This is a genomic window from Alcaligenes endophyticus (assembly GCF_026344035.1).
Taxonomy (GTDB): Bacteria; Pseudomonadota; Gammaproteobacteria; order Burkholderiales; family Burkholderiaceae_B; genus Alcaligenes; species Alcaligenes endophyticus.
Genome location: NZ_JAPKND010000004.1, coordinates 23,290 through 47,200, shown reverse-complemented (window position 1 = coordinate 47,200; position 23,911 = coordinate 23,290). Strand labels below are relative to the sequence as shown.

The 23,911-nt window shown below is 49.7% G+C and carries 25 protein-coding genes; 18 read left to right on the top strand and 7 right to left on the bottom strand.

Annotation, left to right across the window (positions count from 1 at the left end; genetic code table 11):
- Nucleotides 1–85 precede the first annotated feature (85 nt).
- The 6 genes from folE2 to OSH01_RS08615 all read left to right on the top strand — a co-directional run bounded on the left by folE2 (nucleotide 86) and on the right by OSH01_RS08615 (nucleotide 4,099).
- Complete coding sequence (gene folE2, locus OSH01_RS08640; RefSeq protein ID WP_266123696.1) at nucleotides 86–895, top strand: GTP cyclohydrolase FolE2; 810 nt, start codon at nucleotides 86–88, stop codon at nucleotides 893–895.
- Nucleotides 896–1,055: 160 nt separating this feature from the next.
- Nucleotides 1,056–1,460: a 30S ribosomal protein S6 gene (gene rpsF / locus OSH01_RS08635; protein WP_266123695.1), complete on the top strand. Its 405-nt coding sequence runs from the start codon at nucleotides 1,056–1,058 to the stop codon at nucleotides 1,458–1,460.
- 16 nt (nucleotides 1,461–1,476) lie between these two features.
- Nucleotides 1,477–1,794 carry a primosomal replication protein N gene (gene priB, locus OSH01_RS08630; protein ID WP_266123694.1) on the top strand — a complete coding sequence of 106 codons (318 nt, stop codon included), beginning with the start codon at nucleotides 1,477–1,479 and terminating at the stop codon, nucleotides 1,792–1,794.
- Nucleotides 1,795–1,883: 89 nt separating this feature from the next.
- Entirely contained in the window at nucleotides 1,884–2,156 is a 273-nt protein-coding gene (gene rpsR / locus OSH01_RS08625) for a 30S ribosomal protein S18 (RefSeq protein WP_266123693.1), read from the top strand.
- 17 nt (nucleotides 2,157–2,173) lie between these two features.
- Nucleotides 2,174–2,626, top strand: a complete 453-nt coding sequence (gene rplI, locus OSH01_RS08620; RefSeq protein WP_266123692.1) for a 50S ribosomal protein L9 — start codon at nucleotides 2,174–2,176, stop codon at nucleotides 2,624–2,626.
- Between the two features lie 102 nt (nucleotides 2,627–2,728).
- Complete coding sequence (locus tag OSH01_RS08615) at nucleotides 2,729–4,099, top strand: replicative DNA helicase (protein WP_266123691.1); 1,371 nt, start codon at nucleotides 2,729–2,731, stop codon at nucleotides 4,097–4,099.
- Nucleotides 4,100–4,143: 44 nt separating this feature from the next.
- Here OSH01_RS08615 and pdxA read toward each other — a convergent pair whose 3' ends face one another.
- From pdxA to OSH01_RS08595, 4 genes are read right to left on the bottom strand one after another with little or no spacing between them, the layout of a single operon-like run.
- Nucleotides 4,144–5,142, bottom strand: a complete 999-nt coding sequence (gene pdxA, locus OSH01_RS08610) for a 4-hydroxythreonine-4-phosphate dehydrogenase PdxA (RefSeq protein WP_266123690.1) — start codon at nucleotides 5,140–5,142, stop codon at nucleotides 4,144–4,146.
- A gap of 36 nt (nucleotides 5,143–5,178) precedes the next feature.
- Nucleotides 5,179–6,858 (bottom strand): PhoH family protein, encoded by a 1,680-nt coding sequence (locus OSH01_RS08605; RefSeq protein ID WP_266123689.1) that lies wholly within the window; start codon nucleotides 6,856–6,858, stop codon nucleotides 5,179–5,181.
- A 60-nt stretch (nucleotides 6,859–6,918) separates the two neighbouring features.
- Nucleotides 6,919–7,386: a peroxiredoxin gene (locus tag OSH01_RS08600; RefSeq protein ID WP_266123688.1), complete on the bottom strand. Its 468-nt coding sequence runs from the start codon at nucleotides 7,384–7,386 to the stop codon at nucleotides 6,919–6,921.
- A complete protein-coding gene (locus OSH01_RS08595; protein ID WP_266123687.1) occupies nucleotides 7,383–7,823 on the bottom strand; it encodes an Mth938-like domain-containing protein in 441 nt (146 codons plus the stop codon). Before OSH01_RS08595 ends, OSH01_RS08600 begins: the two co-directional genes overlap by 4 nt.
- A gap of 151 nt (nucleotides 7,824–7,974) precedes the next feature.
- Between OSH01_RS08595 and alaC the strand changes: the two genes are divergently transcribed.
- The 3 genes from alaC to thrC are packed head-to-tail and all read left to right on the top strand — an operon-like array spanning nucleotide 7,975 to nucleotide 11,866.
- A complete protein-coding gene (gene alaC, locus OSH01_RS08590) occupies nucleotides 7,975–9,162 on the top strand; it encodes an alanine transaminase (RefSeq protein ID WP_266123686.1) in 1,188 nt (395 codons plus the stop codon).
- Nucleotides 9,159–10,454, top strand: a complete 1,296-nt coding sequence (locus tag OSH01_RS08585) for a homoserine dehydrogenase (RefSeq protein WP_266123685.1) — start codon at nucleotides 9,159–9,161, stop codon at nucleotides 10,452–10,454. Before alaC ends, OSH01_RS08585 begins: the two co-directional genes overlap by 4 nt.
- Nucleotides 10,455–10,456: 2 nt before the next feature.
- Nucleotides 10,457–11,866, top strand: a complete 1,410-nt coding sequence (gene thrC, locus OSH01_RS08580) for a threonine synthase (protein WP_266123684.1) — start codon at nucleotides 10,457–10,459, stop codon at nucleotides 11,864–11,866.
- A gap of 37 nt (nucleotides 11,867–11,903) precedes the next feature.
- Here the strand turns inward: thrC and hpnE are convergent, their stop codons facing one another.
- Genes hpnE through hpnC form a run of 3 tightly spaced genes read right to left on the bottom strand, consistent with a single transcriptional unit; the run spans nucleotide 11,904 to nucleotide 14,979 of the window.
- Nucleotides 11,904–13,283 (bottom strand): hydroxysqualene dehydroxylase HpnE, encoded by a 1,380-nt coding sequence (gene hpnE, locus OSH01_RS08575; RefSeq protein WP_266123683.1) that lies wholly within the window; start codon nucleotides 13,281–13,283, stop codon nucleotides 11,904–11,906.
- Nucleotides 13,238–14,101 carry a presqualene diphosphate synthase HpnD gene (gene hpnD / locus OSH01_RS08570; protein WP_266123682.1) on the bottom strand — a complete coding sequence of 288 codons (864 nt, stop codon included), beginning with the start codon at nucleotides 14,099–14,101 and terminating at the stop codon, nucleotides 13,238–13,240. The genes hpnE and hpnD overlap by 46 nt, the downstream gene beginning before the upstream one ends.
- A gap of 20 nt (nucleotides 14,102–14,121) precedes the next feature.
- Nucleotides 14,122–14,979 (bottom strand): squalene synthase HpnC, encoded by an 858-nt coding sequence (hpnC, locus tag OSH01_RS08565; protein ID WP_266123681.1) that lies wholly within the window; start codon nucleotides 14,977–14,979, stop codon nucleotides 14,122–14,124.
- Nucleotides 14,980–15,079: 100 nt separating this feature from the next.
- Here hpnC and alr point away from each other — a divergent pair, with 100 nt between their 5' ends.
- The 9 genes from alr (at nucleotide 15,080) to OSH01_RS08520 (ending at nucleotide 23,890) form a co-directional block, all read left to right on the top strand.
- Complete coding sequence (alr, locus tag OSH01_RS08560) at nucleotides 15,080–16,219, top strand: alanine racemase (RefSeq protein ID WP_266123680.1); 1,140 nt, start codon at nucleotides 15,080–15,082, stop codon at nucleotides 16,217–16,219.
- A gap of 8 nt (nucleotides 16,220–16,227) precedes the next feature.
- Nucleotides 16,228–16,944 carry an SDR family oxidoreductase gene (locus tag OSH01_RS08555; protein ID WP_266123679.1) on the top strand — a complete coding sequence of 239 codons (717 nt, stop codon included), beginning with the start codon at nucleotides 16,228–16,230 and terminating at the stop codon, nucleotides 16,942–16,944.
- Between the two features lie 8 nt (nucleotides 16,945–16,952).
- Entirely contained in the window at nucleotides 16,953–18,332 is a 1,380-nt protein-coding gene (radA, locus tag OSH01_RS08550) for a DNA repair protein RadA (protein WP_266123678.1), read from the top strand.
- A 3-nt stretch (nucleotides 18,333–18,335) separates the two neighbouring features.
- A complete protein-coding gene (locus OSH01_RS08545; RefSeq protein WP_266123677.1) occupies nucleotides 18,336–19,118 on the top strand; it encodes a sulfite exporter TauE/SafE family protein in 783 nt (260 codons plus the stop codon).
- On the top strand, nucleotides 19,115–19,849 hold the full coding sequence (locus OSH01_RS08540) for a 3-deoxy-D-manno-octulosonic acid kinase (RefSeq protein WP_266123676.1): 735 nt from the start codon (nucleotides 19,115–19,117) through the stop codon (nucleotides 19,847–19,849). The genes OSH01_RS08545 and OSH01_RS08540 overlap by 4 nt, the downstream gene beginning before the upstream one ends.
- Before the next feature lie 87 nt (nucleotides 19,850–19,936).
- Entirely contained in the window at nucleotides 19,937–21,028 is a 1,092-nt protein-coding gene (locus OSH01_RS08535; RefSeq protein ID WP_266123675.1) for a polyamine ABC transporter substrate-binding protein, read from the top strand.
- Nucleotides 21,029–21,033: 5 nt separating this feature from the next.
- Nucleotides 21,034–22,164 (top strand): ABC transporter ATP-binding protein, encoded by a 1,131-nt coding sequence (locus OSH01_RS08530; RefSeq protein ID WP_266123674.1) that lies wholly within the window; start codon nucleotides 21,034–21,036, stop codon nucleotides 22,162–22,164.
- Nucleotides 22,161–23,078, top strand: coding sequence for an ABC transporter permease subunit (locus OSH01_RS08525; protein WP_266123673.1), 918 nt, complete (start codon nucleotides 22,161–22,163; stop codon nucleotides 23,076–23,078). Before OSH01_RS08530 ends, OSH01_RS08525 begins: the two co-directional genes overlap by 4 nt.
- Nucleotides 23,078–23,890 carry an ABC transporter permease subunit gene (locus OSH01_RS08520; protein ID WP_266123672.1) on the top strand — a complete coding sequence of 271 codons (813 nt, stop codon included), beginning with the start codon at nucleotides 23,078–23,080 and terminating at the stop codon, nucleotides 23,888–23,890. Before OSH01_RS08525 ends, OSH01_RS08520 begins: the two co-directional genes overlap by 1 nt.
- Nucleotides 23,891–23,911 lie beyond the last annotated feature (21 nt).

Sequence of the window (23,911 nt, the reverse complement as noted above, 5' to 3'; positions counted from 1 at the left end):
AGGATATGCTGGGGTGACAACCATAAGCGTTAGATAATACGAGTCTTAAGCGATTACAGGGCTGTTTTAGTCCATATTGATGATAATGAATACTGTATCGGAAGCTCTAGAGAGCATGCCGGATGTGCAAAGCAGCGTCGATCAGCGAGAAATTGCTATCCAGCGCGTGGGCGTTCGTGGCGTTCGCTACCCTATGTTACTTAGCCTTGAGGCTGGGCAAAGCACGCCCACTGTTGCAGACTGGGAAATGACGGTAGCCTTATCTGCCCAAGAAAAAGGCACCCATATGTCGCGCTTTATCGCCTTGCTTGAACAGTACCGTAATGTAGCCGTTACACCGTTCCATTTTATGGCGTTAGCGCGCGAAATGTTGACCTTGTTGGGCGTAAAGCAAGGGGATATTAGCGCAAGCTTTCCGATTTTTCTGGAAAAGCTGGCGCCTGTCTCTGGTGTGGCGAGCTTGCTGGATTACACCCTGGGCTGGACAGCACGTGTCGGAGCGGATGCGGCACAAGATGAGTTTGAACTTAGTGTGCTGGTGCCGGTTACTAGCTTGTGCCCTTGCTCTAAGGCCATTTCTCAGTACGGCGCGCACAATCAACGTTCGCACGTGACGGTGGTAATTGTTTACCGTCACCCTGATGCCATTGATATCCCCCAGCTCATTACTCAGATCGAGCAGCAGGCCTCCTGCGAATTGTGGGGCTTGCTGAAACGTAGCGATGAAAAATATGTCACCGAACGTGCGTATGAAAATCCGAAATTTGTTGAGGACTTAGTGCGTGATGTGGCGGTGCTCGTTAAACAGCAGCCGGGAGTGCAACGGTTCCGAGTTGAGGCGGAAAACTTCGAGTCCATCCATAATCATTCGGCCTACGCTTGCGTTGAAGGTTAAGCAACACTTTTTATATTAAGTTTGCTGTTTTTTTGCAGGCTGTGCTAAAATCTACGGTTTCTTTGCTCGAACCTAATTTTATTAGGCGGGCTGTCGCGTCTTTGATTTGTATTGGCTTATGGTCAAGTAAATAAAGGCGATATCCACAAGGAGTTGTTCCATGCGTCACTACGAAGTAGTGTTTATTGTGCACCCTGACCAAAGCGAGCAGGTTCCTGCTATGGTCGAGCGCTACCAAACGATAGTCACCTCTGAGGGTGGTAAAATCCATCGCTTAGAAGACTGGGGCCGTCGTCAATTGGCTTACCCTATCCAGAAACTCGTTAAAGCACACTACGTTTGCTTTAACATTGAATGCGGCAAAGGCATACTCGAAGAGCTGGAGCATTCATTCCGCTACAACGATGCAATCTTGCGTTACTTGATTTCCAGCACTAAAACAGCTCCTGAGGGTGCTTCGGTGATGATGAAATCGGTAGAACGTGAAGAAGCGCGTAAAACCAGTTCTGATGCCAATGCAGAAGCTAGCGACGAAGCTATCACTGAAGAAGCTGCAGACGAATAAGTAGTATTGGTAAACGGTGAACCAGTTCGCACTTAGCGCTCACATTTTAGAGATTAAGCCCTTACGCTACACCCCAGGTGGAGTGCCAGCACTAGAGCTTTTACTGGAGCATCAGTCAAACGTAGTACAAGCCGGTCATCCGCGACAAGTTAACTTGCAAATACAGGCATTAGCCTTAGGTGACATGGCAAATTTGTTAGCCCAAACTCCTCTGGGAACCTTATTACAGACACAGGGTTTTTTGGCTGCTGCCCGTAAAGGGTCTACGCGTTTGGTTTTTCACATACAAAACGTGAAATCTCAGTACGCGGGCCAGGGTTCTACTACTGTTTGAACGCTTAACCAATATTCGTAGCGAAGTACGCTTATGCTTCGCATCAATGAATTTACTCCCGGTTCTTACCGGTAATTAACGAGGCACATATGGCTTTCCGTAGAGGCAAAGACAAACGACGCAAATTTGCTCAACAAAATCCGCTGTTCAAGCGCCGCAAATTCTGCCGTTTCACCGTAGCAGGTGTAGAAGAGATTGATTACAAAGATCTGGATACACTGCGTGATTTTATTCAGGAAAACGGCAAGATTATTCCTGCCCGCCTGACAGGCACTAAAGCCCACTACCAGCGTCAGCTTGACACCGCTGTTAAGCGCGCTCGCTTCTTGGCTTTGTTGCCCTACACTGACAATCATAAGTAATCCAGAGGGCTATAGTCATGCAAATAATTTTGCTCGAAAAAGTTGTCAACCTGGGTAATCTGGGTGATATCGTACGTGTGCGTAACGGTTTTGCGCGCAACTACTTGATTCCACGTAAAATTGCTCGTCGTGCTACGCCTGCAGCATTGCAGGAGTTCGAAGTGCGTCGTGCCGAACTAGAGAAGTTGCAAGCAGATAAATTGGCTGCTGCTCAGGCTCTAGGCGAGAAACTGAATGGTCAGGTCTTCACTATTTCGCAAAAAGCGGGTGTGGATGGTCGCTTGTTCGGTTCCGTTACGACAATGGACATTGCAGCTGCATTGCAAGCAAAAGGTTTTGATGTACTGAAAGTACAAGTACGTCTGCCTGATGGTCATTTGAAAGCAGTTGGCGAGTATCCTGTTACAGTAGTCTTGCATGCTGATGTGCAAGTTGAAATTCAGGTTACCGTAGTGGGTGAGGCCGCTTAAGCGAGTCTTCCCTATGCATGGTACATTCCAACATCGGATGTACCGCGCTAAAGAAAAGCCGGTGCAAACCGGCTTTTTTTGTTTTTTCAAAAAGGTTCTGCAGTGGAAAGCAAATCTGCCCCAAAAGATACATCGTTAGATTATCTGCGCATCCCCCCGCATTCTATTGAGGCCGAGCAATCCGTATTAGGTGGTTTGCTATTAGATAATGCTGCCTTTGACCGCATCGCAGATGTGGTGAATGACGAGGATTTTTATCGCTACGATCATAAATTGATTTGGCAGCACATGACTAAGTTGATAGGTCTATCCAGACCCGCTGACGTGGTCACGGTGTACGAGTCATTGTCCACCAGTGGTAAGGCCGAAGAGGTCGGTGGCCTTGCTTATTTGAATGCCTTAGCTCATAACACACCGTCTGCGGCCAATATTCGACGTTATGCTGAAATTGTGCGCGAGCGCTCTATGCTGCGTAAATTAGTTACAGTAGCTGATGAGATCTCCGAGGCAGCGTTTAATCCACAAGGTAAAGAAGCACGCGAAATACTCGATAAAGCAGAGTCGCGAGTGTTTCAGATATCTCAAGAGGGCGCGCGTGGTTCCCAAGGATTCTTGGAGATTCAACCTCTATTGGGACAGGTTGTAGAGCGTATTGACGAGCTTTATCACCGTGAAGGAGACTCAGAGGTGACGGGCGTGCCGACCGGTTTTAGCGATCTTGATAAAATGACGTCAGGTTTGCAAGCGGGTGACTTGGTGATTGTTGCTGGCCGTCCTTCGATGGGTAAAACCTCGTTTTCGATGAATATTGGTGAGCATGTCGCTATTGAGCAGGGCTTGCCGGTGGCTGTGTTTTCCATGGAGATGGGAGCAGTGCAGTTAGCGATGCGTATGGTGGGCTCTGTAGGCTTGTTGGATCAACACCGTATGCGTACCGGTAAGCTAACTAACGAAGACTGGCCTAGACTAACCAAGGCAGTGCAGCAAGTCCAAGAGGCTCAAATCTATATTGATGAAACCCCAGGGTTGTCGTCTATGGAAGTGCGGGCGCGGGCGCGTAGGCTAGCACGTCAATGCGGTCAACTAGGCTTAATCATCATCGATTACTTGCAGCTCATGTCCTCCAGTGGTGGTGAGAACCGAGCCACCGAAGTGTCAGAAATTAGCCGCTCTTTGAAGGGTTTAGCCAAAGAATTAAATTGTCCGCTAATTGCTTTGTCGCAGTTGAACCGAAGTCTAGAGCAACGCCCCAACAAGCGGCCTGTGATGAGTGATTTACGCGAGTCTGGTGCCATTGAGCAAGACGCCGACTTGATTTTGTTTATTTATCGCGATGAGGTCTATAACCAAGACTCGCCTGATAAAGGAACAGCGGAAATTATTATAGGTAAGCAGCGTAACGGCCCTATTGGCACGGTTAGGTTGACTTTCCAGGGTGCTAGTACGCGTTTCTTGAACTACACCCCTTTATAAACGTAAGAGCGGATCTGCATCCAGAGCGGGTGCAGATCATGCTCTTACACTTTGTTAGATACACTCATTTCTAGCGCGAGTTGTGCAGCGCTCAGTAGCGAGGCGGGGTCAGCGATCCCTTGTCCAGCGATATCGAAAGCAGTGCCGTGATCTACACTGGTGCGTACAAATGGTAGCCCAACGGTCACATTGACGCCTTCATCTAGGCCTAAGTACTTAATGGGTATAAGGCCTTGGTCGTGGTATTGCGCCACGACAATATCAAACTCACCCTGGCGTGCGCGCATGAAAATAGTGTCGCCTGGCCAAGGGCCACTGACTTGCATGCCCTGCCGGTGCGCCTCTTGTATAGCAGGCAGAATAATCAGTTCGTCTTCGGCCCCAAACTTTCCTCCCTCGCCAGCATGGGGGTTTAAGCCCGCCACGGCAATTCGGGGGTTAGCAATGCCCGCTTGACGACAAGCCGTGTAAGCGAGCTGAATAATGTGTAGCTCTTTTTCGGTGGTGATAAGGCTAGGTACTTTAGCTAGCGCTTCATGAATCGTTACTAAAATCACCCGCAAGTCACGATTCACCAGCATCATGGCGTAATGTTCGGTGCCAGTGCGCTCTGCGAGGATTTCAGTATGGCCAGGGGCGTCTATGCCCGCTAATTGCATAGCGTGCTTGTTTAAGGGAGCCGTGACGATGGCGCGTAGTTGGCCTGCTTGTGCATCATCAATGGCATGGCACAAGTACTCGTAGGCGGCGCGTCCAGCGTCAGGGTGAGCTTTCCCTAGCGGTAACAAGGGCAAGGGAGGGGTACGGCTGATTACTGGAATAAGGCCTGCCTGAGGGCTTGCCAGAGGTTTTTTGGTTGGCCACACTTGTAAGCTTGCTTGGAGGCCAAGCTGGAAAATAGTGCGTTCTAGGGTGCCTGGATCCCCGTACACAACAGCAGGGTAATTCAGTTGCCCATCAAACAGTTTGACAATAATTTCTGGGCCAATGCCGGCAGCATCGCCCATAGTGAAGGCAAGGGGTAGGGCAGGGTGTGTGGTCATAAGAAAAAAGCCAGGCTTGGGGCCTGGCGGTGTAAGTTATAAGGCTTCGCTGGCATAGTCGGCAAGACGTGAGCGCTCGCCCCGCTGTAAAGTAACATGGCCCGCATGTGGCCAGCCTTTAAAGCGATCTACGACATAAGTAAGCCCAGAGCTACCTTCAGTAAGGTACGGAGTATCGATTTGGGAAATGTTGCCTAAGCAAACGATTTTAGTTCCTGGGCCAGCGCGAGTTACCAAGGTTTTCATTTGTTTAGGTGTGAGGTTTTGGGCTTCGTCTATGATCAGAAATTTGTTCATGAACGTGCGACCACGCATAAAGCTCAGCGACTTTACTTTGATTTTAGAGCGGATTAGTTCCATCGTGGAGTTGCGAGGAGAGTCAGCCGTGGACAAACCGCTATTGTTTTTCCCTGTGCCTAGATGTAGAACCTCTAGGTTATCTTCCAGAGCCCCCATCCAGGGCTGCATTTTCTCTTCCTCTGTACCAGGTAGAAAACCGATATCGTCCCCTACAGGGACGGTTGCACGTGTAATGATGATTTCGTTATAGCGCTTGGTTTCTAATGTTTGGGTTAAGGCACTAGCCAGGGCTAACAAGGTCTTGCCTGTGCCTGCATGCCCAAGTAGTGAAACAAAGTCGTAGTCGGCATTCATGAGCAAATTGAGTGCAAAGTTCTGCTCACGATTGCGTGCAGTAATGCCCCAGACATTGTTTTTCCCGTGACTATAATCGCGTAAAGTGGCTAACACAGCGGTGTTGCCGGCGGTTTCCCGCACTTGGGCATAAAGAGGGTCGTCTCCTTCGGTATACACGAATTCATTGACCATGAATTCACTGCATAATGGGCCGTGAATGCGGTAGAAGGTTGTACCGCCTTGCTGCCAGGACTCTAGGTCTTTATCATGCTTCGCCCAGAAGTTAGCCGGTAAGGGCATGACACCATCGTACAGCAGGTCAGAGTCGTCGAGTACATGGTCGTGCAGGTAGTCTTCTGCTAGTAAGCTTAAGGCTTTTGCCTTCAAGCGCATATTGATGTCTTTCGACACTAGTACGACGTCACGCTCAGGGTGTAGTTGAGCTAGGGCATGGACTACGCCTAGTATGGCATTGTCAGCTTTGCCATCAGGTAAAGTAATCGGCAGTACTGTGTCTAGCGCCGTGGTTTGGAATAGCAGAGAACCCAGCGCCTCACTATTTCCTAGGCCATCAAGATGAATTTCATGGTCTAAGGTTTGATTGCCCACCAGACCTTCTAGGTAGCGGCTGACTTGACGCGCATTTCGGGCCACCTCAGATAAACCTTTCTTTTGATGATCGAGCTCTTCTAGCACAATCATGGGCAAGAAAATATCGTGCTCTTGAAACTTAAACAGCGAGTTTGAGTCGTGTAGTAATACATTGGTATCGAGCACAAATAGCTTACGTTCTAGCTTAGCGAGGCGAGGGCGTACTTTGCTTCGCGGTGCGGGTGGCTTCTTGGGGCTGGTGTGGGTGCCGTTGGCGCTGACTAAAGGACTTGGCGCAGGAGTAGTAGCCGTAGTACTTGTTTTTTTACTAATGGTTTTGGTGGCGGAGGGCTTTGGCTTCGCGGTAGGTGGAGCCTTAGGCGGAATTGCTTCAGGTTCTACTGGGGTTGTGGTGACGGTGGCGACAAGCTTGTAGTTGTCTTCGCTCAGTAGAGCACCCATTTTAGTGGGCAGACTGGGTAATGGCATGTAAGACATACTCCTGAGTGTTACGTCTGTCTGTCTTGCAGACAGGGCGTAAGGCGAGATTCAGTGTTGTGCGGTAAGAGTAGCTAATACTTGATCAACGTGTCCGGGAACACGTACACCGCGCCATTGGTGTAGAAGTGCGCCTTGTGCGTCAATCACAAAAGTACTGCGCTCAATACCACGTACCTGTTTACCGTACATATTTTTCATTTTGATGACGTTGAAGATATTGCATAGTATTTCTTCGGTGTCAGCAATGAGTGGAAAGTTCAGCGTTTGCTTATCAATAAAGCGCTCGTGTGACGCTAAGGTATCACGGGATACGCCAATGATTTGTACGCCTAGCTGTTGAAACTGGGATAGCGCATCACGAAAGTTTTGTGATTCAGTAGTGCAGCCAGGCGTATTGTCTTTGGGGTAAAAGAACAACACCGTGATTTGACCTAATAGGTGATCCTGGGTGAGCTCTCCAGCCGTACTGCTCACAGTGAAGGCGGGTATAGCCTGTCCAATTTCTAACTGACTCATGGGTTTTCCTGTATCAAAATGGCGAGGACCTTGCGGCCTTCTGACATGAGAATATTGTACGTTCTTGCAGCGGCTTGGCTATCCATAATTTCCACTCCTATACCCATGCTGAGCAGACGTTGCGTGACAGCAGGGTGTAGAAATTGTTGTTTATGTCCCGTCCCCAGCACAATAAGCTCTGGAGCATGTTCTGGCTTGCTAGGCTGAACATCATCTAAAAAATCCATGGGTGAGCGTTGAATTTGATCTAGGCCTGTAATGCGATCAAGTTCATCACTGGTGATTTCTTGGGCAGAACGTAATGCAAGTGGGTGCACGTCACCCTCTGGTAAAAAGTAGATGGAGTTTACGTATCGGACCAAGTTAATTTCTATGTAATCATCACCGTAAGCAGTGATGGCATTTTGGTTAGGATGGTGTTCTCGTTGAAGTTGCACAATAGCTCTCCCGTTGACTGTTCTGATAATAGCGTAAAGCTGTTATGTTGTTAGGCTTAGCCATGCGTTGCACGACGATTCTCAGTTTTGCTTTCATGCATTAAACTCATTGGTTTAATGTTCATACTTCCGTCTTATTTCAAGGACTGTCATGAGTAGCTTTCCGCGCATTGAGCGTTTGCCCCCATATGTCTTCAACATTACCGCTGAGTTGAAAATGGCGGCGCGTCGCCGTGGTGAAGACATTATTGACATGTCCATGGGTAACCCAGACGGTGCAACCCCTCAACACATCGTCGATAAGCTAGTAGAGGCTTCGTCGCGCCCCGACACGCATGGCTACTCTGTGTCACGTGGTATACCGCGTTTACGTCGCGCGATTACAGCTTGGTATGAGCAGCGTTATGACGTGAGCCTAGATTATGAAGATGAAGCTATTGTAACGATAGGGTCAAAAGAGGGGCTAGCGCATTTAATGTTAGCTACGCTGGACAAAGGGGATACGGTTCTAGTTCCTAACCCCAGTTATCCCATCCACATATACGGCGCTGTGATTGCAGGGGCGAACATACGCTCGGTTCCTATGGTGCCAGGGATTGATTTTTTTGAAGAAATTGATAAGGCTGTGCGGGAGTCTATACCCAAGCCTAAAATGATGATTCTAGGATTTCCCAGTAATCCTACTGCGCAATGCGTTGACTTGCCTTTTTTCGAGCGTATTGTCGCGCTAGCGCGTGAGCATAATATTTTGGTCGTGCACGATTTAGCGTACGCTGATATTACGTATGATGGTTATGTAGCACCTTCAATTATGCAAGTAGAAGGTGCGCGTGATGTGGCGGTTGAGTTTTTTACTATGAGTAAAAGCTACAATATGGCCGGTTGGCGTATTGGCTTTATGGTAGGTAATAAACAGTTAGTACATGCTTTAGCGCGTATAAAAAGTTATCATGACTATGGCACATTTACACCCATTCAAGTGGCCGCCATTGCTGCACTAGAAGGTCCACAAGACTGTGTGCAAGAGGTTGTAGAGCAGTACCGTCGACGTCGTGATGTGTTAGCCAAAGGGCTACAAGAGGCGGGATGGGAAGTGGAGTTACCCAAAGCCTCCATGTATATATGGGCAAGAATTCCCGAATTTTATAAGCACCTGGGCTCATTAGAGTTCTCCAAGCGTCTGTTGAGCGAGGCCAAAGTAGCGGTCTCTCCTGGCGTAGGCTTCGGAGATTTAGGGGATGATTACGTGCGCTTTGCCCTGATTGAGAACGAGCAGCGTACACGCCAGGCAGTGCGAGGCATCAAGGAAATGTTCCGTAAGGACGGTTTTGTTAAATGAGTTCAGTCAAAATAGGTTTATTAGGTTTAGGTGTCGTAGGTGGTGGCACCTGGGACGTGTTGCAACGCAATGCGACCGAAATCGCACGTCGTGCGGGTCGAGATATTGAAGTGGTTGCTGTCGCTGTGCGAGACACGGCCAAAGCTCGTGCGCTACTAGGTGACTCGGTGCGAATTAGTACAGATGCTATGGAGATCGTGCGCGATCCAAATATAGACATCGTTGTTGAGCTGGTGGGAGGGACTGAATTAGCCCGTGAATGGGTCTTAGAGTCTATTGCGCAGGGTAAGCATGTTGTTACTGCCAATAAGGCTTTACTGGCGAAGCACGGCAATGAGATTTTTGCTGCCGCTCACGAGCGTGGTGTTATGGTGGCCTTTGAGGCTGCGGTAGCCGGCGGGATTCCCATTATTAAGGCGATGCGTGAAGGCTTAACCGCCAATCGCATTCAGTGGGTCGCCGGTATTATCAACGGCACCACTAATTATATTTTGTCAGAGATGCGTAATCGCGGGGTATCGTTTGCGGAAGCGCTAGCGGATGCTCAGCGTTTGGGCTATGCGGAAGCGGACCCTACTTTTGATATCGAAGGTATAGATGCCGCTCACAAGCTCAGCTTATTGGCTTCGTTGGCATTTGGTATTCCCGTGCAGTTTAGTAAAGCGCACATTGAGGGAATTACCTCATTGGCCCAAGAAGATATACAACATGCCCAGCGTTTAGGCTACACCGTTAAGCTGTTGGGTATTACACGAGCACGTCCAGAAGGTATTGAGTTGCGGGTACATCCTACGCTCATTCCAGCTGACAGCATGTTGGCCAATGTGCAGGGCGCGATGAATGCGGTGCTGGTGCATGGTGATGCGGTAGGCCAAACGGTGTATTACGGTGCGGGTGCCGGTGCTTTACCCACCGCCTCCGCTGTAGTGGCCGATTTGGTCGATGTAGCTAGGTTGTTAAATGCGGCTCCCGAGCAGCGAGTGCCGTATTTAGCCTTCCAGCATGATGCGATGGCTGATACGCCTATATTGCCTATGGAAGAAGTCCAGTCGGCCTACTACTTACGTCTACGTGTGGATGATAGACCAGGCGTGTTGGCCGACGTCGCACGTATTTTGGCTTCTGCGGAAATCTCTATCGGTTCAATGATTCAAGAGCCTGCGGGCGATCATGCAGATATTATGTTTCTTACCCACGAGGCGCGTGAGGGAGCGATTAACGGCGCTCTGAGTCAAATCCAAAGCTTACCCTTTGTGCGTTCCGCAGTTACCCGTCTACGAGTTGAGGCCTAGGCATGAAATACATTTCCACTCGTGCTGGCATGCAGCCCTTGTCTTTTAGTGACATTTTGCTAGAGGGTTTGGCTCCTGATGGCGGCTTGGCAGTTCCCGAGCACTACCCTCAGGTAAAGGCTGATACTTTAGAAGCATGGCGTGATCTGAGCTATGCTGAGTTAGCAGCACAAATTTTGGGTTTGTTTGTTGATGATTTGGATAAGGACACCTTGCGTCAACTGACCGCTCAAGCGTATCAGTCCAGCGTGTTTGACAGCCCTGATATTGTGCCGCTTAAGCCTTTGCAACAAGACTTCGCCTTATTGGGCCTGTCACAAGGGCCCACCTTAGCGTTCAAAGATATGGCCATGCAGTTCTTAGGGCAAATTTTTGAATACGTGCTTGATCAACGTCAGACAACCTTGAATATTGTTGGTGCCACCTCAGGAGACACCGGTTCGGCGGCTGAGTATGCCTTGCGTGGTAAACGCGGGGTGAGCGTTTTTATGCTCTCACCCTATGGCCGTATGAGTGCATTTCAACGCGCACAAATGTATTCATTGCAAGACGAAAATATTCATAACTTGTCCGTAAAAGGGGTTTTTGACGACTGTCAGGATATCGTCAAAGCCTTATCAGGTGACTTGGCTTTCAAGTCTGCCAAGCATTTGGGAGCCGTTAACTCAATTAACTGGGCACGTATCGCGGCGCAAGTTGTTTACTATTTTTGGGGCTGGTTGCGAGCTAGCAATGGGCCAGGGCAGAAGGTTTCGTTTGCTGTGCCTTCGGGTAATTTTGGCAATATTTTGTCGGGTCATATTGCGCGGCAGATGGGCTTGCCCATTCACCGTTTGGTATTGGCGACGAATGAAAATAATGTATTGGAAGAGTTCTTTCGTACTGGTATTTATCGCCCTCGTCCAGCAACACATACCTATGCGACATCGAGTCCTTCGATGGACATCTCGCGTGCCTCTAATTTCGAACGCTTCGTCTTTGACCTACTAGGTCGCGACGGTCAGCAAGTGCGCCATTTATGGCAACAATTGGCCGAGCAAGGCAGTTTTGATCTTAGCGCCTACTTGCCTGAGTTCGAAGCACGTTACGGTTTTGTGGCTGGCGTCAGTACGCACGCTGATCGCTTGGAGACTATACGTAGAGTACAGGCAGAGTATGGTGTGTTAATTGATCCGCATACCGCAGATGGAGTTAAGGTCGCTGAACAGTATCGTGAGCCAGGCATTCCTATGCTGGTCTTGGAAACAGCCTTGCCTGCTAAGTTTTCAGAAACCATAGAAGAAGCTACTGGAGCGCCTGCTCCTATTCCTGCTCATTTAGCGCAGTTGGCAGACTTACCGCAGAAAGTGGTAGTGATGGATGCCGATTTGCTTCAGGTACGTGCCTACATTGAACAGCATGCACCTGTATAAAGCGAGTTAAGCCGCTTGTGTTCAGTTATTCATTGGCTTAACAGTGGGTAACTGGGCACGTCTCTTTTTTATAGTCTTGCAAGCATAAATCAGCTGCTCGCAGGCCACTGCGAACCGCGCCTTCTAATACTCCGGGATAGCCTGTGTCTGTCCAATCGCCAGCTAGGTACAGGCCAGGCCAAGGGCTGCGGTTGTCAGGACGTTGAAGTCCGGGAGTAGCGGCAAAGCTTGCCCGTTTTTCCATGATCAACTCACTTCCGCGCACGCTAGGCATAGGGGGAGCCCATTGCGCCGTTTGTGTTGCTATCTGAGCGATGACGGCATCAATAATGGTGTCTTTAGCGGTATGCTGTAAGCGTCCTGCGTCACTGATCACCACTGCGAGCAAGGTGGACTCAGGATGCAAGCATGAATGATCAAATAGCCATTGTCCTGCGGCTAGGCCCTGTGGGTCCTCTTGGAGCAGCCACATAGGGTGCGGTAAGCACCAAGGGGCCTCTAACTCTAGGTACACCGTGGCAATTGGGATATGTTGCATGGCTTGCATGCTTTGCAGTAACTCTACGCTTCCTAGGGCAGGGGGCAGATCTTGGAGAAGACTGGCCGTGTGAGGCGCTTGAGCACACGCAATCACCGCGTGATAGGTGTCCTCATTGAGTAGATAGGTGCCGTTGGTCTCTTGCTTAATGGTGTTTACTCTCGTACCAAGACGTAAATCTGTCTGGGCTAATGCATGCTGGCACCAGAGTTCACTAAGACCGCATAAAGGAATCAGGCTTTGACTGGCTTGTCGCGTAGCGCCGAGGCTATCGCGTAGCACATGGGCGAATAATTGCGCGCACGCAATATCTATCGGTGTGTTCATGGCAGCGACGCATAGTGGTTGCCAAAAAATACGCACCAGACGATCACTTTGTTTGCCTTGTCGGAGCCATTGCTGAACTGTTTGTCCTACAGGCACCTGCCACTGTTGATACCGTAATTGTGTACAGATACGTAAGAGCTGCCATTTTTCTCTAAGCGTTAGGCCTTGGGCATTCAGCACCCCCCAGAGTAAATGCCAAGGGGCGGGAAGCGCTGCAGTGCGTAAAACAAGTGAGTGATCAGCGCAACGTATGCTTAAGTCGTCACGCAGCAATCGTTGGCTAAGGTCCAGCCCGAGTGACTGCATGAGCGTTAAGATCGCTGAGTAGGCCCCTAGCAAGATGTGTTGCCCGTTATCCACGGTAAGGTTTAGTTTGGGGCTATAGTTGCTGCGCGCTCGCCCCCCCACATGCCTGGAGGCCTCAAATACGGTGACCTGGTGTCCTGCTTGTTGCAGTCGGTAGGCAGCGGCCGCTCCTGCCCATCCTGCCCCGACCACGGCCACTTTCATAGCTTGAACTGTTGCGTTAAGTTGCGTCCACCGCGTACCCATGTTTTCCACGCCAACCAAAGCTTGCGGATCGGTGTCAATGCGATACGCTGTTCTAGAACATGCCAGCGATCATGGGCAATTTCATTTAATAGAGCATGGTAGATGGCGGCCATGAGTAAACCTGGCCGTTGTGCTCGTCGATCAGCCTCTGGTAAGGCCTGTAATGCCTCTTGGTATAAGCGCTTTGCTCGCTCAGTTTGAAACTGCATTAAGGCCTCAAAACGCTCTGAGTGCTGATGATCCAGGATTTCTGTATTGCGAATTTTAAAACGCTCTAGATCTTCTTGAGGTAGGTAAATGCGGCCGCGGCGGGCATCATCACCCACGTCGCGGATGATGTTAGTGAGCTGAAAGGCTAAGCCTAGTTTTTCGGCGTAATCGCTGGTTTGTGGTTGTGTTTGTCCAAAAATACGGGCGGACATGAGTCCGACCACGCTGGCCACATGCCAACTGTAGTTTTTAAGTTCATCCCACGTTTCATAGCGGGCCTTTTCCAGGTCCATCTCCATACCATCGATGACGGCCAGCATATGCTCGGCTTTTAAGTCATAGGTATGGATATGGGGCATTAATGCTTGCATGACCGGGTGTTGGGCATGGCCTTGGAAAAGCTGATCGACTTGAGTGCGCCACCAGACTAGTTTCATGCGTGCGACAGACTCTTCACTAACCTCGTCCACGACATCATCCACTTCGCGACAAAACGCGTAGAGGGCAGTAATAGCCTTACGGCGCTCAGGGGGCAGAAATAAAAAGGCATAGTAAAAGCTGGAACCACTACGGGCAGCTTTGTTCTGACAATATTCGTCGGGACTCATGATTAGGAAAGGTAGCCAGGTTAAATAGAGGGAGTGGAGCGGGTGCTACGCCACAGTAGACGTAACCAGTCGCTTTTCCCTAGTGTAGGACGTTGAGCAAAGACGTCATAGGAAAGTTGGTCTAAGCGCTCTAGTATCCGCAAGCCTCCAAGTACAATCAGCTTTAGCTCTAGGCCAATGCGTCCCGGCAAGGCTTGGTGCAAGGGTAGGCCCGATTTTAACCGTTGTCGTGCGTCTTCGACTAGCTTAGCCATAAGCGCTGACCATTCTTGGTCAGCGTCGGGTTGACGTATAAGTAGGCAGCGGTTCGCTATGTACTCTTCCGTGAGTCCATGCTCGTGAAGCAGGTTTTGTGGAATGTAAACACGATGCTTTTGCCAATCTATGGCGATATCTTGCCAAAAGTTAGTAAGTTGTAGGCCTGTACAGACAGCATCCGACATACTCAACAGTTCGTCGTCATAGTGCTCATACAAGTGCAGCAAAATTCTACCCACTGGATTGGCGGAGCGCTGACAATAATTAAGTAAACCACCTATGTCGGCATAGCGTTGTACAGTCACATCCTGCTGAAAGGCAGACAATAAGTCGTGAAAAGGGGTAAGTGGCAAAGAGTGCGCTTGGATGACGTGTGCCAGGGGCGCAAAGACCTCGTAGTGTGGGCTGCCTAAGACAATCGGCAAGCCGTGTTGTATGTCTTGCAGCCTGCCCTCGTACTCTTGTAGTAATCGCAAGCGCTCTTGTGCAGGATGATCACCTTCGTCAGCAATATCATCGGCAGTACGAGCAAATCTATATATATTTGCTACCGGAGTGCGTAGGCGCCGTGGTAAAAGTACGGAGGCAACGGGGAAGTTTTCATAATGATCGACTGACATAGAACGCAAGTATAAGGTAGTGTGACGCTTCGCGTAATCTCTCTGTACTTTCCCTTCTGTGTAGTTCGGTTTAGACTTTCATATTCCGTAGGGGAGATTCATGCCACGTCCGATTTTGGCGACCATCAGTCTGCCAGCACTTGAACACAATTTACACACTGTTATTCAGTCGCTCAACAGCGCTACTGCTCTGACTGGACAGGCTCGACCGCGTGTTTGGGCGGTCATTAAAGCCAATGCCTATGGGCATGGTATAGCACAAGCCGTGCGCGCCTTTGAGCAAGCAGATGGTTTGGCGATGCTAGATGTAGCCGAGGCCGTACTGTGCCGAGAGCTGGGATGGAAACATCCCATTATGTTGCTTGAGGGCTTTTTTGAACCCAGCGATCTCGAGATTGTTGCACGCCATGACCTAACGGTGGTGGTGCATACGTTTGAGCAATTACATATGCTAGAGCGTTGGGGTGGGACTGTACCAATACGCATTTGGTTAAAGTTAAACACGGGGATGAATCGTCTTGGCTTTAGTGTGCCTGATTACCCGTTAGCCTTTCGCCAAGCACAAAGTTTGCAGGCTGCAGGGAAAGTGGCCAGTATTGGGAAAATGGCACACTTTGCACGGGCAGATGATGATGTCCACACCACCATTGAGCAGATTCATTGTTTTATCGCGGTGACTGCTGAGTTGCCCGGGCCAATTAGTTTGTGTAACTCCGCTGCAACCTTAAGTCCAGATTTAGGGGCTCATATGCCTGCTGCTGCAGAGCAGTGGGTACGCCCTGGTATATGTTTGTACGGTAGCTCACCTTTCGCCCATATTCCGGCGACTGATTTTGGTTTGCTGCCTTCCATGACTTTAGCCGCCGATATTATTAGCGTGCGGGGTGTAGAGGCCGGACAAGGTATTGGTTACGGCTATACCTTTGTTGCCGATAAGCCCCTACGCATTGGTGTTGTTGCTTGTGGCTACGCCGACGGTTATCCACGTCATGCTCCCTCGGGCACACCTATTTATGTCAATGGCATCAGAACACGCTTGTTAGGGCGTGTATCCATGGATATGTTAATGGTTGATTTAACGCCTGTGCCAGCCGCCGGGGTAGGAAGTCGGGCTGTGCTATGGGGCGAAAATGGCCCTAGCATAGATGAAGTGGCTGCACATTCCGGAACTTTAGGCTATGAGTTAATGTGTGCAGTTGCGCCGCGAGTTCCTCGTCATATTCAGGACTTGAAGGTGTAAACTTGCTCATGAAAAATAAATGTGTATTGGTTACTGGGGCTACCAAGGGAATAGGTTGGGCGATCAGTCAACGTCTTGCTGACTTGGGGGCACATGTTGTCGGTTTGGCACGCCACACCGACAATATCGATTTTCCAGGGTATTTATACGCCTGTGACTTAAGCAATGCGGGCGAAACAGAAGAAGTGTTGCGCGTCATTCGGGAAAAATACCCCGTGGATGCTCTGGTGCATAATGTCGGCATGAGCGCACCCGAGTCACTCGGTCAGGTGGACCTGGCTGCCTTGTATCAGTCTTTTGACTTGAACGTGCGTGTGGCAGTGCAAGTTACGCAGGCTTTTGTCGCGTCCATGAAAGCTCGTAAAGAAGGGCGTATCATCAATATATGCAGCCGCGCCACGCATGGTGCGGTCAATTGCACCAGTTATACCGCAGCCAAAAGTGCATTGTTGGGATGCACGCGGACTTGGGCCCTAGAGTTAGCACCTTATGGTATTACCGTGAATGCGGTGTCACCCGGTCCTATCGAAACAGAAGCATTTCGCACAGAGCACGCCATAGGCAGTGAGTCAGAGCAACAAATTTTGGCAGGCATTCCACTCGGACGCGTTGGACAGCCTGCCGATGTCGCCGCCTTGGTCACCTTCTTATTGAGTGACGAGGCCGCTTACATTACTGGACAGGATATCGGCGTGGATGGCGGTGGCACACTAGGAGGGCGTTAAATAACTACATGGCTACCAGAAAAACGTCTAAAGTTCGTACCGCGTATGTGTGTCAGGAGTGCGGTGGAGAAAGTCCCAAATGGGCCGGAAAGTGTCCTCATTGTGATGCTTGGAATAGTTTGCAAGAGGTGCAGCAGGCTGCCGGAGAGGATGCGCATCGATTTGCCTCTCTTGCGGGCTCCAGTCCTGTACAAAGCCTTGCTGAGGTGCAGGCACGCGAGCAGTCGCGTCAACCTTGTGGTATTGGTGAGTTTGATCGTGTACTTGGTGGAGGCTTGGTGCACGGAGGGGTTATCCTTATCGGAGGAGACCCCGGCGTAGGCAAGTCCACCTTATTGCTCCAGGCTGTGTCCTCGTTAGCGAGTCAAGGAACAGCGGTGCTTTATGTCACTGGTGAAGAGTCTGCTGAGCAGGTGGCTTTACGTGCGCGGCGGCTGGGAGTGCCTGTAGTAGGGGTAGATTTACTAGCTGAAATACGTTTGGAGTCTATTTCAGCAGCCTTACAAACGCATAAGCCACAAGTGGTGGTCATTGACTCCATTCAAACCTTATATTCAGATCAGCTCTCCGCGGCACCAGGTTCTGTTTCCCAAGTGCGTGAGTGTGCTGCGCAGTTGACGAGGCTGGCAAAGCAAAGCGGCATTTCGATGATTTTTATAGGTCATGTTACCAAAGATGGGAGCTTGGCTGGCCCTAGAGTGTTAGAGCATATAGTAGATACCGTGTTGTATTTTGAAGGTGATACACACTCCTCATTCAGACTGGTACGAGCTTTTAAAAATCGCTTTGGCGCGGTCAATGAGCTGGGCGTCTTTGCCATGACTGAAAAAGGGTTGCGCGGGGTAGGTAACCCTTCGGCTTTGTTTTTGTCGCAGCATCAGCAAGATGTACCCGGCTCTTGTGTCATGGCGACTCAAGAAGGCACGCGTCCTTTGCTGGTAGAGATACAAGCTTTGGTAGACACGGCGCATGTGCCTAATCCTAGGCGTTTGACCTTGGGGTTAGAAAGCAGCCGACTAGCGATGTTGTTGGCGGTGATGCATAGACATGCCGGCGTTATTACGTACGATCAAGATGTATTTGTGAACGCCGTAGGAGGTGTGAAAATCAGTGAACCAGCTGCTGATTTGGCCGTTTTACTGGCGATACAGTCCTCGCTCAATAACAAACCTCTACCCAAAGGCTTGGTAGTGTTTGGCGAGGTGGGTTTGGCTGGCGAAATACGGCCGGCCCCCAGAGGTCAGGAGCGCTTGCGAGAGGCGGCTAAATTGGGGTTTACCAAGGCTTTGATTCCGAAAGCTAATGCTCCTCGACAAGAAATAGAGGGCTTAGAGATTTGGCCAGTTGAACGGGTAGAGCAAGCCTTAGCGCGACTGCGGGATGCATAGCGATTGAACTGGTATATATTGGTTCCCGTGTGCTTGTCGGCAGGTGCCCTGATAGGATTTACAGGTGGTTTGCTTGGTATAGGGGGAGGCTTGATTGCGATCCCTTTACTGGGCTTGTTACTTGGGATGGATCAAGCGCTGGCACAAGGCACCGCGTTAATAATGGTGTTGCCAGCGATTTTGCTTTCTGTGCGCCATTACAATCGACGCTCAAAAATAGATAAGCGTGCTGCATTATCGGGCGCGCTAAGCACCGTGGCATTTACTTGGCTGGGAGCCCGCTTGGCATTAGCGATGGATGCGGGTTTGTTACGCATGATTTATGCTGTTTTTGTCGTGGGAATGTCGCTGTATTATTTCTATCAAAGCTACGTTTTAAGGCATCGCCTTTCCGTTCCGCGGCTTGATGCTTCTGTTAAGGCCACAGTCTACACTCGTTACCGTTACTTAGCGTTAGGCGCCTTGGCTGGCACGTTTGGTGGTGTGTTTGGGGTTGGCGGCTCTGTGTTGATTGTTCCCGTTTTGGTGGCTCGTATGGGCTATAGCCAAACTCAGGCACAGGCGTTGGCGCTAAGTATGGTGATACCGGGCACTGTCGTGGCTTTAGGTACATATAGCTGGCATGGCCAAGCCGATTGGCTGGTCGGTATACCTTTAGCGTTGGGTAGCATTGCTCTGGTGCCCTATGGTGTGCGCTTGGCTTTTGCATGCTCCGAGTCTCGTTTGCGCTTGGCGTTTGCCTGTATGTTGTTATTGATGGTGCCCTTATTGCTATTAAGCGTATGACTCAAAATACAATCTCTGCCCAGGTTTCATTGTTCTCTTATCCTCAAGGGGGGGCTTTGCTGGATCAGACGCTGGCAGATCGCTTGCCAAATGCTCAGCCAGTGAGCATACAAGCTATTTTTGACGAGCTCACTTATGGCGAGCAGGCGCAAAAAGTGGGACAGGGGGGGCGCCAAGCAGCTTGGTTTATTACTACTTCATTTGGGGATGTCGTACTGCGCCATTATCGCCGAGGCGGTCTGATGGCTAAAGTTACTGATCGTCTTTACTTCTGGGCAGGGGCCGAGCGCACTCGCTCGTGGCGGGAGTTTCAAATCATGGAGTATCTTTATGAGCAGGATGTGGCGGTGCCTAAAGTTCTTGGTGCTTACTGGTGGCGCCACGGCTTGTGTTACACGGCAGCATTAATAACGGCACGCATTCCCGGTGCTAAACCGTTAGCCAGTGACTTGAGTGATGTGTATTTACAACCCGTGGCGATAGAGATTGCCCGTATGCATCAGCTTGGTGTTTGGCATGCCGACTTGAACGCCTACAATATTCTATTGGATGATGGGATGGCCGCTTGGTTGATTGATTTTGACCGTGCTCAGCAAGTTCCCCTAACATCCAGACTGATACAACAAAATTTATTGCGCCTGCGTCGCTCTCTGGTCAAGCTGCATGGTCAAGCAGGAGAGCATTGGTGGCAAAAATTTTATCTTATTTATTCAAGCCTGATGCAATCTTGATGCGCCACTGTGTGCAAAAAGGCTTTATCATCACGCCTTTTGGGTTTTTCGCTTTCTTTTGGAAGGGGGCTCGCGATGAATTTGGGAATGTGTAAACCACTACTGTTGACCACGCTTGTTGCTGCAGGGGCTGTCATGCCCAGCATAGCGCAGAGTAAGGTAGTTAATGTTTATAACTGGGCTGAGTACACGGCACCAGATACGATTTCCGGTTTTGAAAAAGCAACGGGCATTAAAGCTCGTTATGACACCTACGACAGCAATGATACCTTGCAGGCAAAGTTGCTAACGGGTAAGTCAGGGTATGACGTCGTCGTTCCGTCGACACACTATGCTGCGCGCCAAATTGAGGGTGGTCTGTTCCAGAAACTAGATAAATCGAAGCTCCCTAATTTAAAGTATCTTGACCCAGGAATTATGGCGGTCTTAGCGGATGTTGATCCGGGTAATGACTACTTGGTGCCATGGGGCTATGGTACAAACGGCCTAGGCTACAATGTTAGTCGTGTCAAAGAAATCATGGGCGACGACGTGGACTTGGGCAACTGGGACATGTTGTTTAAACCTGAAAACGCAGAAAAGCTACGTGCGTGTGGTATTTCCGTCTTGGACGAAGCGGCGCAAGTGTTTCCTGCCGCCTTGCATTATTTGGGCAAAGACCCAAACAGTAGCGATCCAGATGATTTGCGGGCTGCGCTAGACTTACTAAAGACAATCCGCCCTTATATACGTCAATTCAGCTCATCGGGCTATATCGATGAGCTCGCAAGCGGCGATTTATGTATGGTCTTTGCCTATTCAGGTGATGTCATGATTGCGGCCACGCGTGCTGAGGACGCTGGAAAGCCCTACAGTATCGACTATTACATTCCGCAAGGCGGTGCGCCTATTTGGTTTGATACCATGGCCATCCCTAAAAGTGCGGGGAATGTCGACGAGGCACATGAGTTTATCAATTACATTGAAACTCCCGAGGTGCACGCGGCAATTACCAACACCATGTTTTTTCCGAATGCCAATCAGGAAGCGCGTAAACATGTTGTCAAGCGAGTCGCGGATAATCCTATGATCTATCCGGAGGGCGAGGTGGCTAAGAGTTTATACGTCATCAAACCTCAGCCGTTGCCAGTGCAGCGTCTGCAAAACCGTTTGTGGTCCGAGTTGAAATCAGGGCGCTAGAAATCATGCAAGACACCCGTAGCTTTTCCCCCTCCTGGTCGGCAGGGGAGGAAGACTTTGTTCGTGTGGAAGAGGTTGTCAAAATTTTTGGCGACACTGTAGCCGTGAAGTCCGTAAACATGAGCGTGCGTAGACACGAATTTTTTGCCCTTTTAGGCAGCTCCGGTTGCGGGAAATCAACCTTGCTACGAATGCTGGCAGGGTTTGAGGAGCCCACGTCGGGCCGTATTTACTTGGATAATGAAGACATTACTGATTTACCGCCGTATAAACGTCCGGTCAATATGATGTTTCAATCATATGCATTATTTCCGCATATGACGGTAGAGGCCAACGTGGCATTTGGCCTAAAGCAAGAAGGGGTGGCTAAGGCAGAAATACACGAGCGTGTTTTTGAAGCGTTAGACTTGGTGCAAATGGGGGCGTACTCGCGTCGCAAACCTAATCAGTTATCGGGCGGACAGCAACAACGTGTAGCGTTAGCGCGCAGCTTAGTGAAGCGGCCTAAGCTCTTGTTGCTGGATGAGCCTATGTCTGCATTGGATAAGCAAATACGCCAAAATACGCAGATAGAACTGGTCAAAATTCTAGAGCAAGTCGGCGTTACATGCATTATGGTTACGCACGACCAAGAAGAAGCCATGACGATGGCGCATCGCCTGGCGGTGATGTCCGAGGGGCAGATTCAGCAGTGCGGCACTCCCTACGATGTTTACACCTTTCCTAACTCTAGATTCGTAGCAAGCTTCATTGGTTCGACTAATTTGTTTCCAGGTACGATTACGGTCGATGAGCCAGACTATGTGCATATCGAATGTGATGCCCTGAATCGTCCTTTATTGGTGAGTCATGGTATTAGCGAGCCTCTAGGTATGGATGTGTTCGTATCTATTCGTCCCGAGCAAATACAGGTGCTGCGTGATATGCCCAAAGAGGATACAAATTGGGCACATGGCATGGTTGTGCACGTAGCTTGGATGGGCAGTTTTGCTCGTTATCAAATACGTCTAGACTCGGGGATGCAAATCGAGGCCCATATGCCCAGTTTGTCTCTCGCTCAACCCGATGCCCCGGGAGTAGACGAAGAGGTGTATGTCAGTTGGTCAGATGACAGCGCTACGGTACTAAGCTCATGAGAAAGATCAGCTTGGGTAATCCCAGAACCGTCCGTCGGTTCTGGGTGATTGCCCCTACGTATATCTGGATGGTGCTATTTTTATTAGTGCCATTTTTATTGGTGCTCAAGATCAGCTTTGCTGACTTGAACTTCGGTGTGCCGCCCTATACAGCCTTAACCAAGCTGGAAGACGGAATGTTGTCCTTATTCGTGAACTTGCGTGGCTATATGCTACTGTTCACCGATAGTTTGTATTTGAACACCTATATCAGTTCGGTCCGCATGGCGGCCGTCACCACCTTGTGCTGTATTCTGATTGGGTACCCTATGGCTTACTATATTGCGCGATCTGCACCCAGCACGCGTAATTTGTTATTGCTTGGCGTTATTTTGCCCTTTTGGACGTCACTGCTATTACGCGTTTACGCTTGGGTAGGCATTTTGCGGGATGAGGGCTTACTTAATTATCTGTTGATGGCACTGGGCTTGATTGATAAGCCTTTGGAAATCTACCGTACAGACTTGGCGGTTTATATAGGGATGGTGTATGCCTATTTGCCGTTTTTTATTCTGCCTTTGTACGCCAATTTAGTGAAGTTGGATTTACGCTTGCTAGAGGCCGCTTACGATCTAGGTGCTCGACCTTGGACTGCATTTTTACAAGTCACTTTGCCATTATCTATGCCCGGTGTGATTGCTGGGGGGATGTTGGTGTTCATACCGTCGGTAGGGGAGTTTGTGATACCACAAATGTTGGGTGGAGCCGATACCCTGATGATAGGTCGGGTGATGTGGAGCGAGTTTTTTGATAATGCCGACTGGCCCATGGCTGCGGCGGTCACCTGTGTGATGGTCTTGATCCTGATAGTGCCTTTAATCCTGTTCCAGTACAGTCAAATGCGTCAATTGGAAAAGCAAGGTAGGGCAAGCTAATGACTAAACCAAATCCTTTACTGCGTGCGTTGTCATTAGGCGTGGGTTTTGCCTTTTTGTATGTGCCTATTTTGTTTCTGATGGTGTTTTCATTTAATGACTCTGCCATCATGACCTCATGGTCAGGCTTCTCATTGCGTTGGTACGTAGCCTTGTTCCAAGATCAGGCCTTACTGGCGGCAGCGAGGTTATCGTTTTTAGTGGCCGGCTTAACCGCGACGGCGGCTTTGGGATTGGGTACGTGGGCAGGCTATGTCTTAGCACGTATGGGACGCTTTCGTGGCTTTGTGCTGTACATCGGTTTAGTCAGCGCTCCCTTGGTTATCCCAGAGGTGGTGTTGGGTATTTCTTTGCTGCTCATGTTTGTAGAGCTAGGCAGTATTTTTGGTTGGCCCGAACAAAATGGTGTGTTTACTATTTGGGTAGGCCATGTGTTAGTGTGTATGGCTTATGTGACGGTGATTATTCAGGCCCGCATCCGCGAACTAGATCGCTCCCAAGAAGAAGCTGCCTTAGACTTAGGCGCTACGCCACTTAAGGTTTTTTTCCTTATTGTGGTGCCCACGATCGCTCCCGCTTTGATGGCGGCATGGTTGCTCGCGTTTACTCTATCGCTTGACGACGTGGTGATTGCCTCTTTTTTGTCTGGGCCAGGTTATACCACCTTGCCTGTCGAGGTGTTCTCACGCGTACGCTTGGGCTTGCGCCCGGAAATTAACGCTTTGGCAACCTTGTTTATTTTACTCATTGGAATATTTGTCTTAATCGCTAATCGAATACAAGTACGCCGCGAACGCAAGGCAATGCAGTAGTGTTAAGCATGAAGGAGTAGG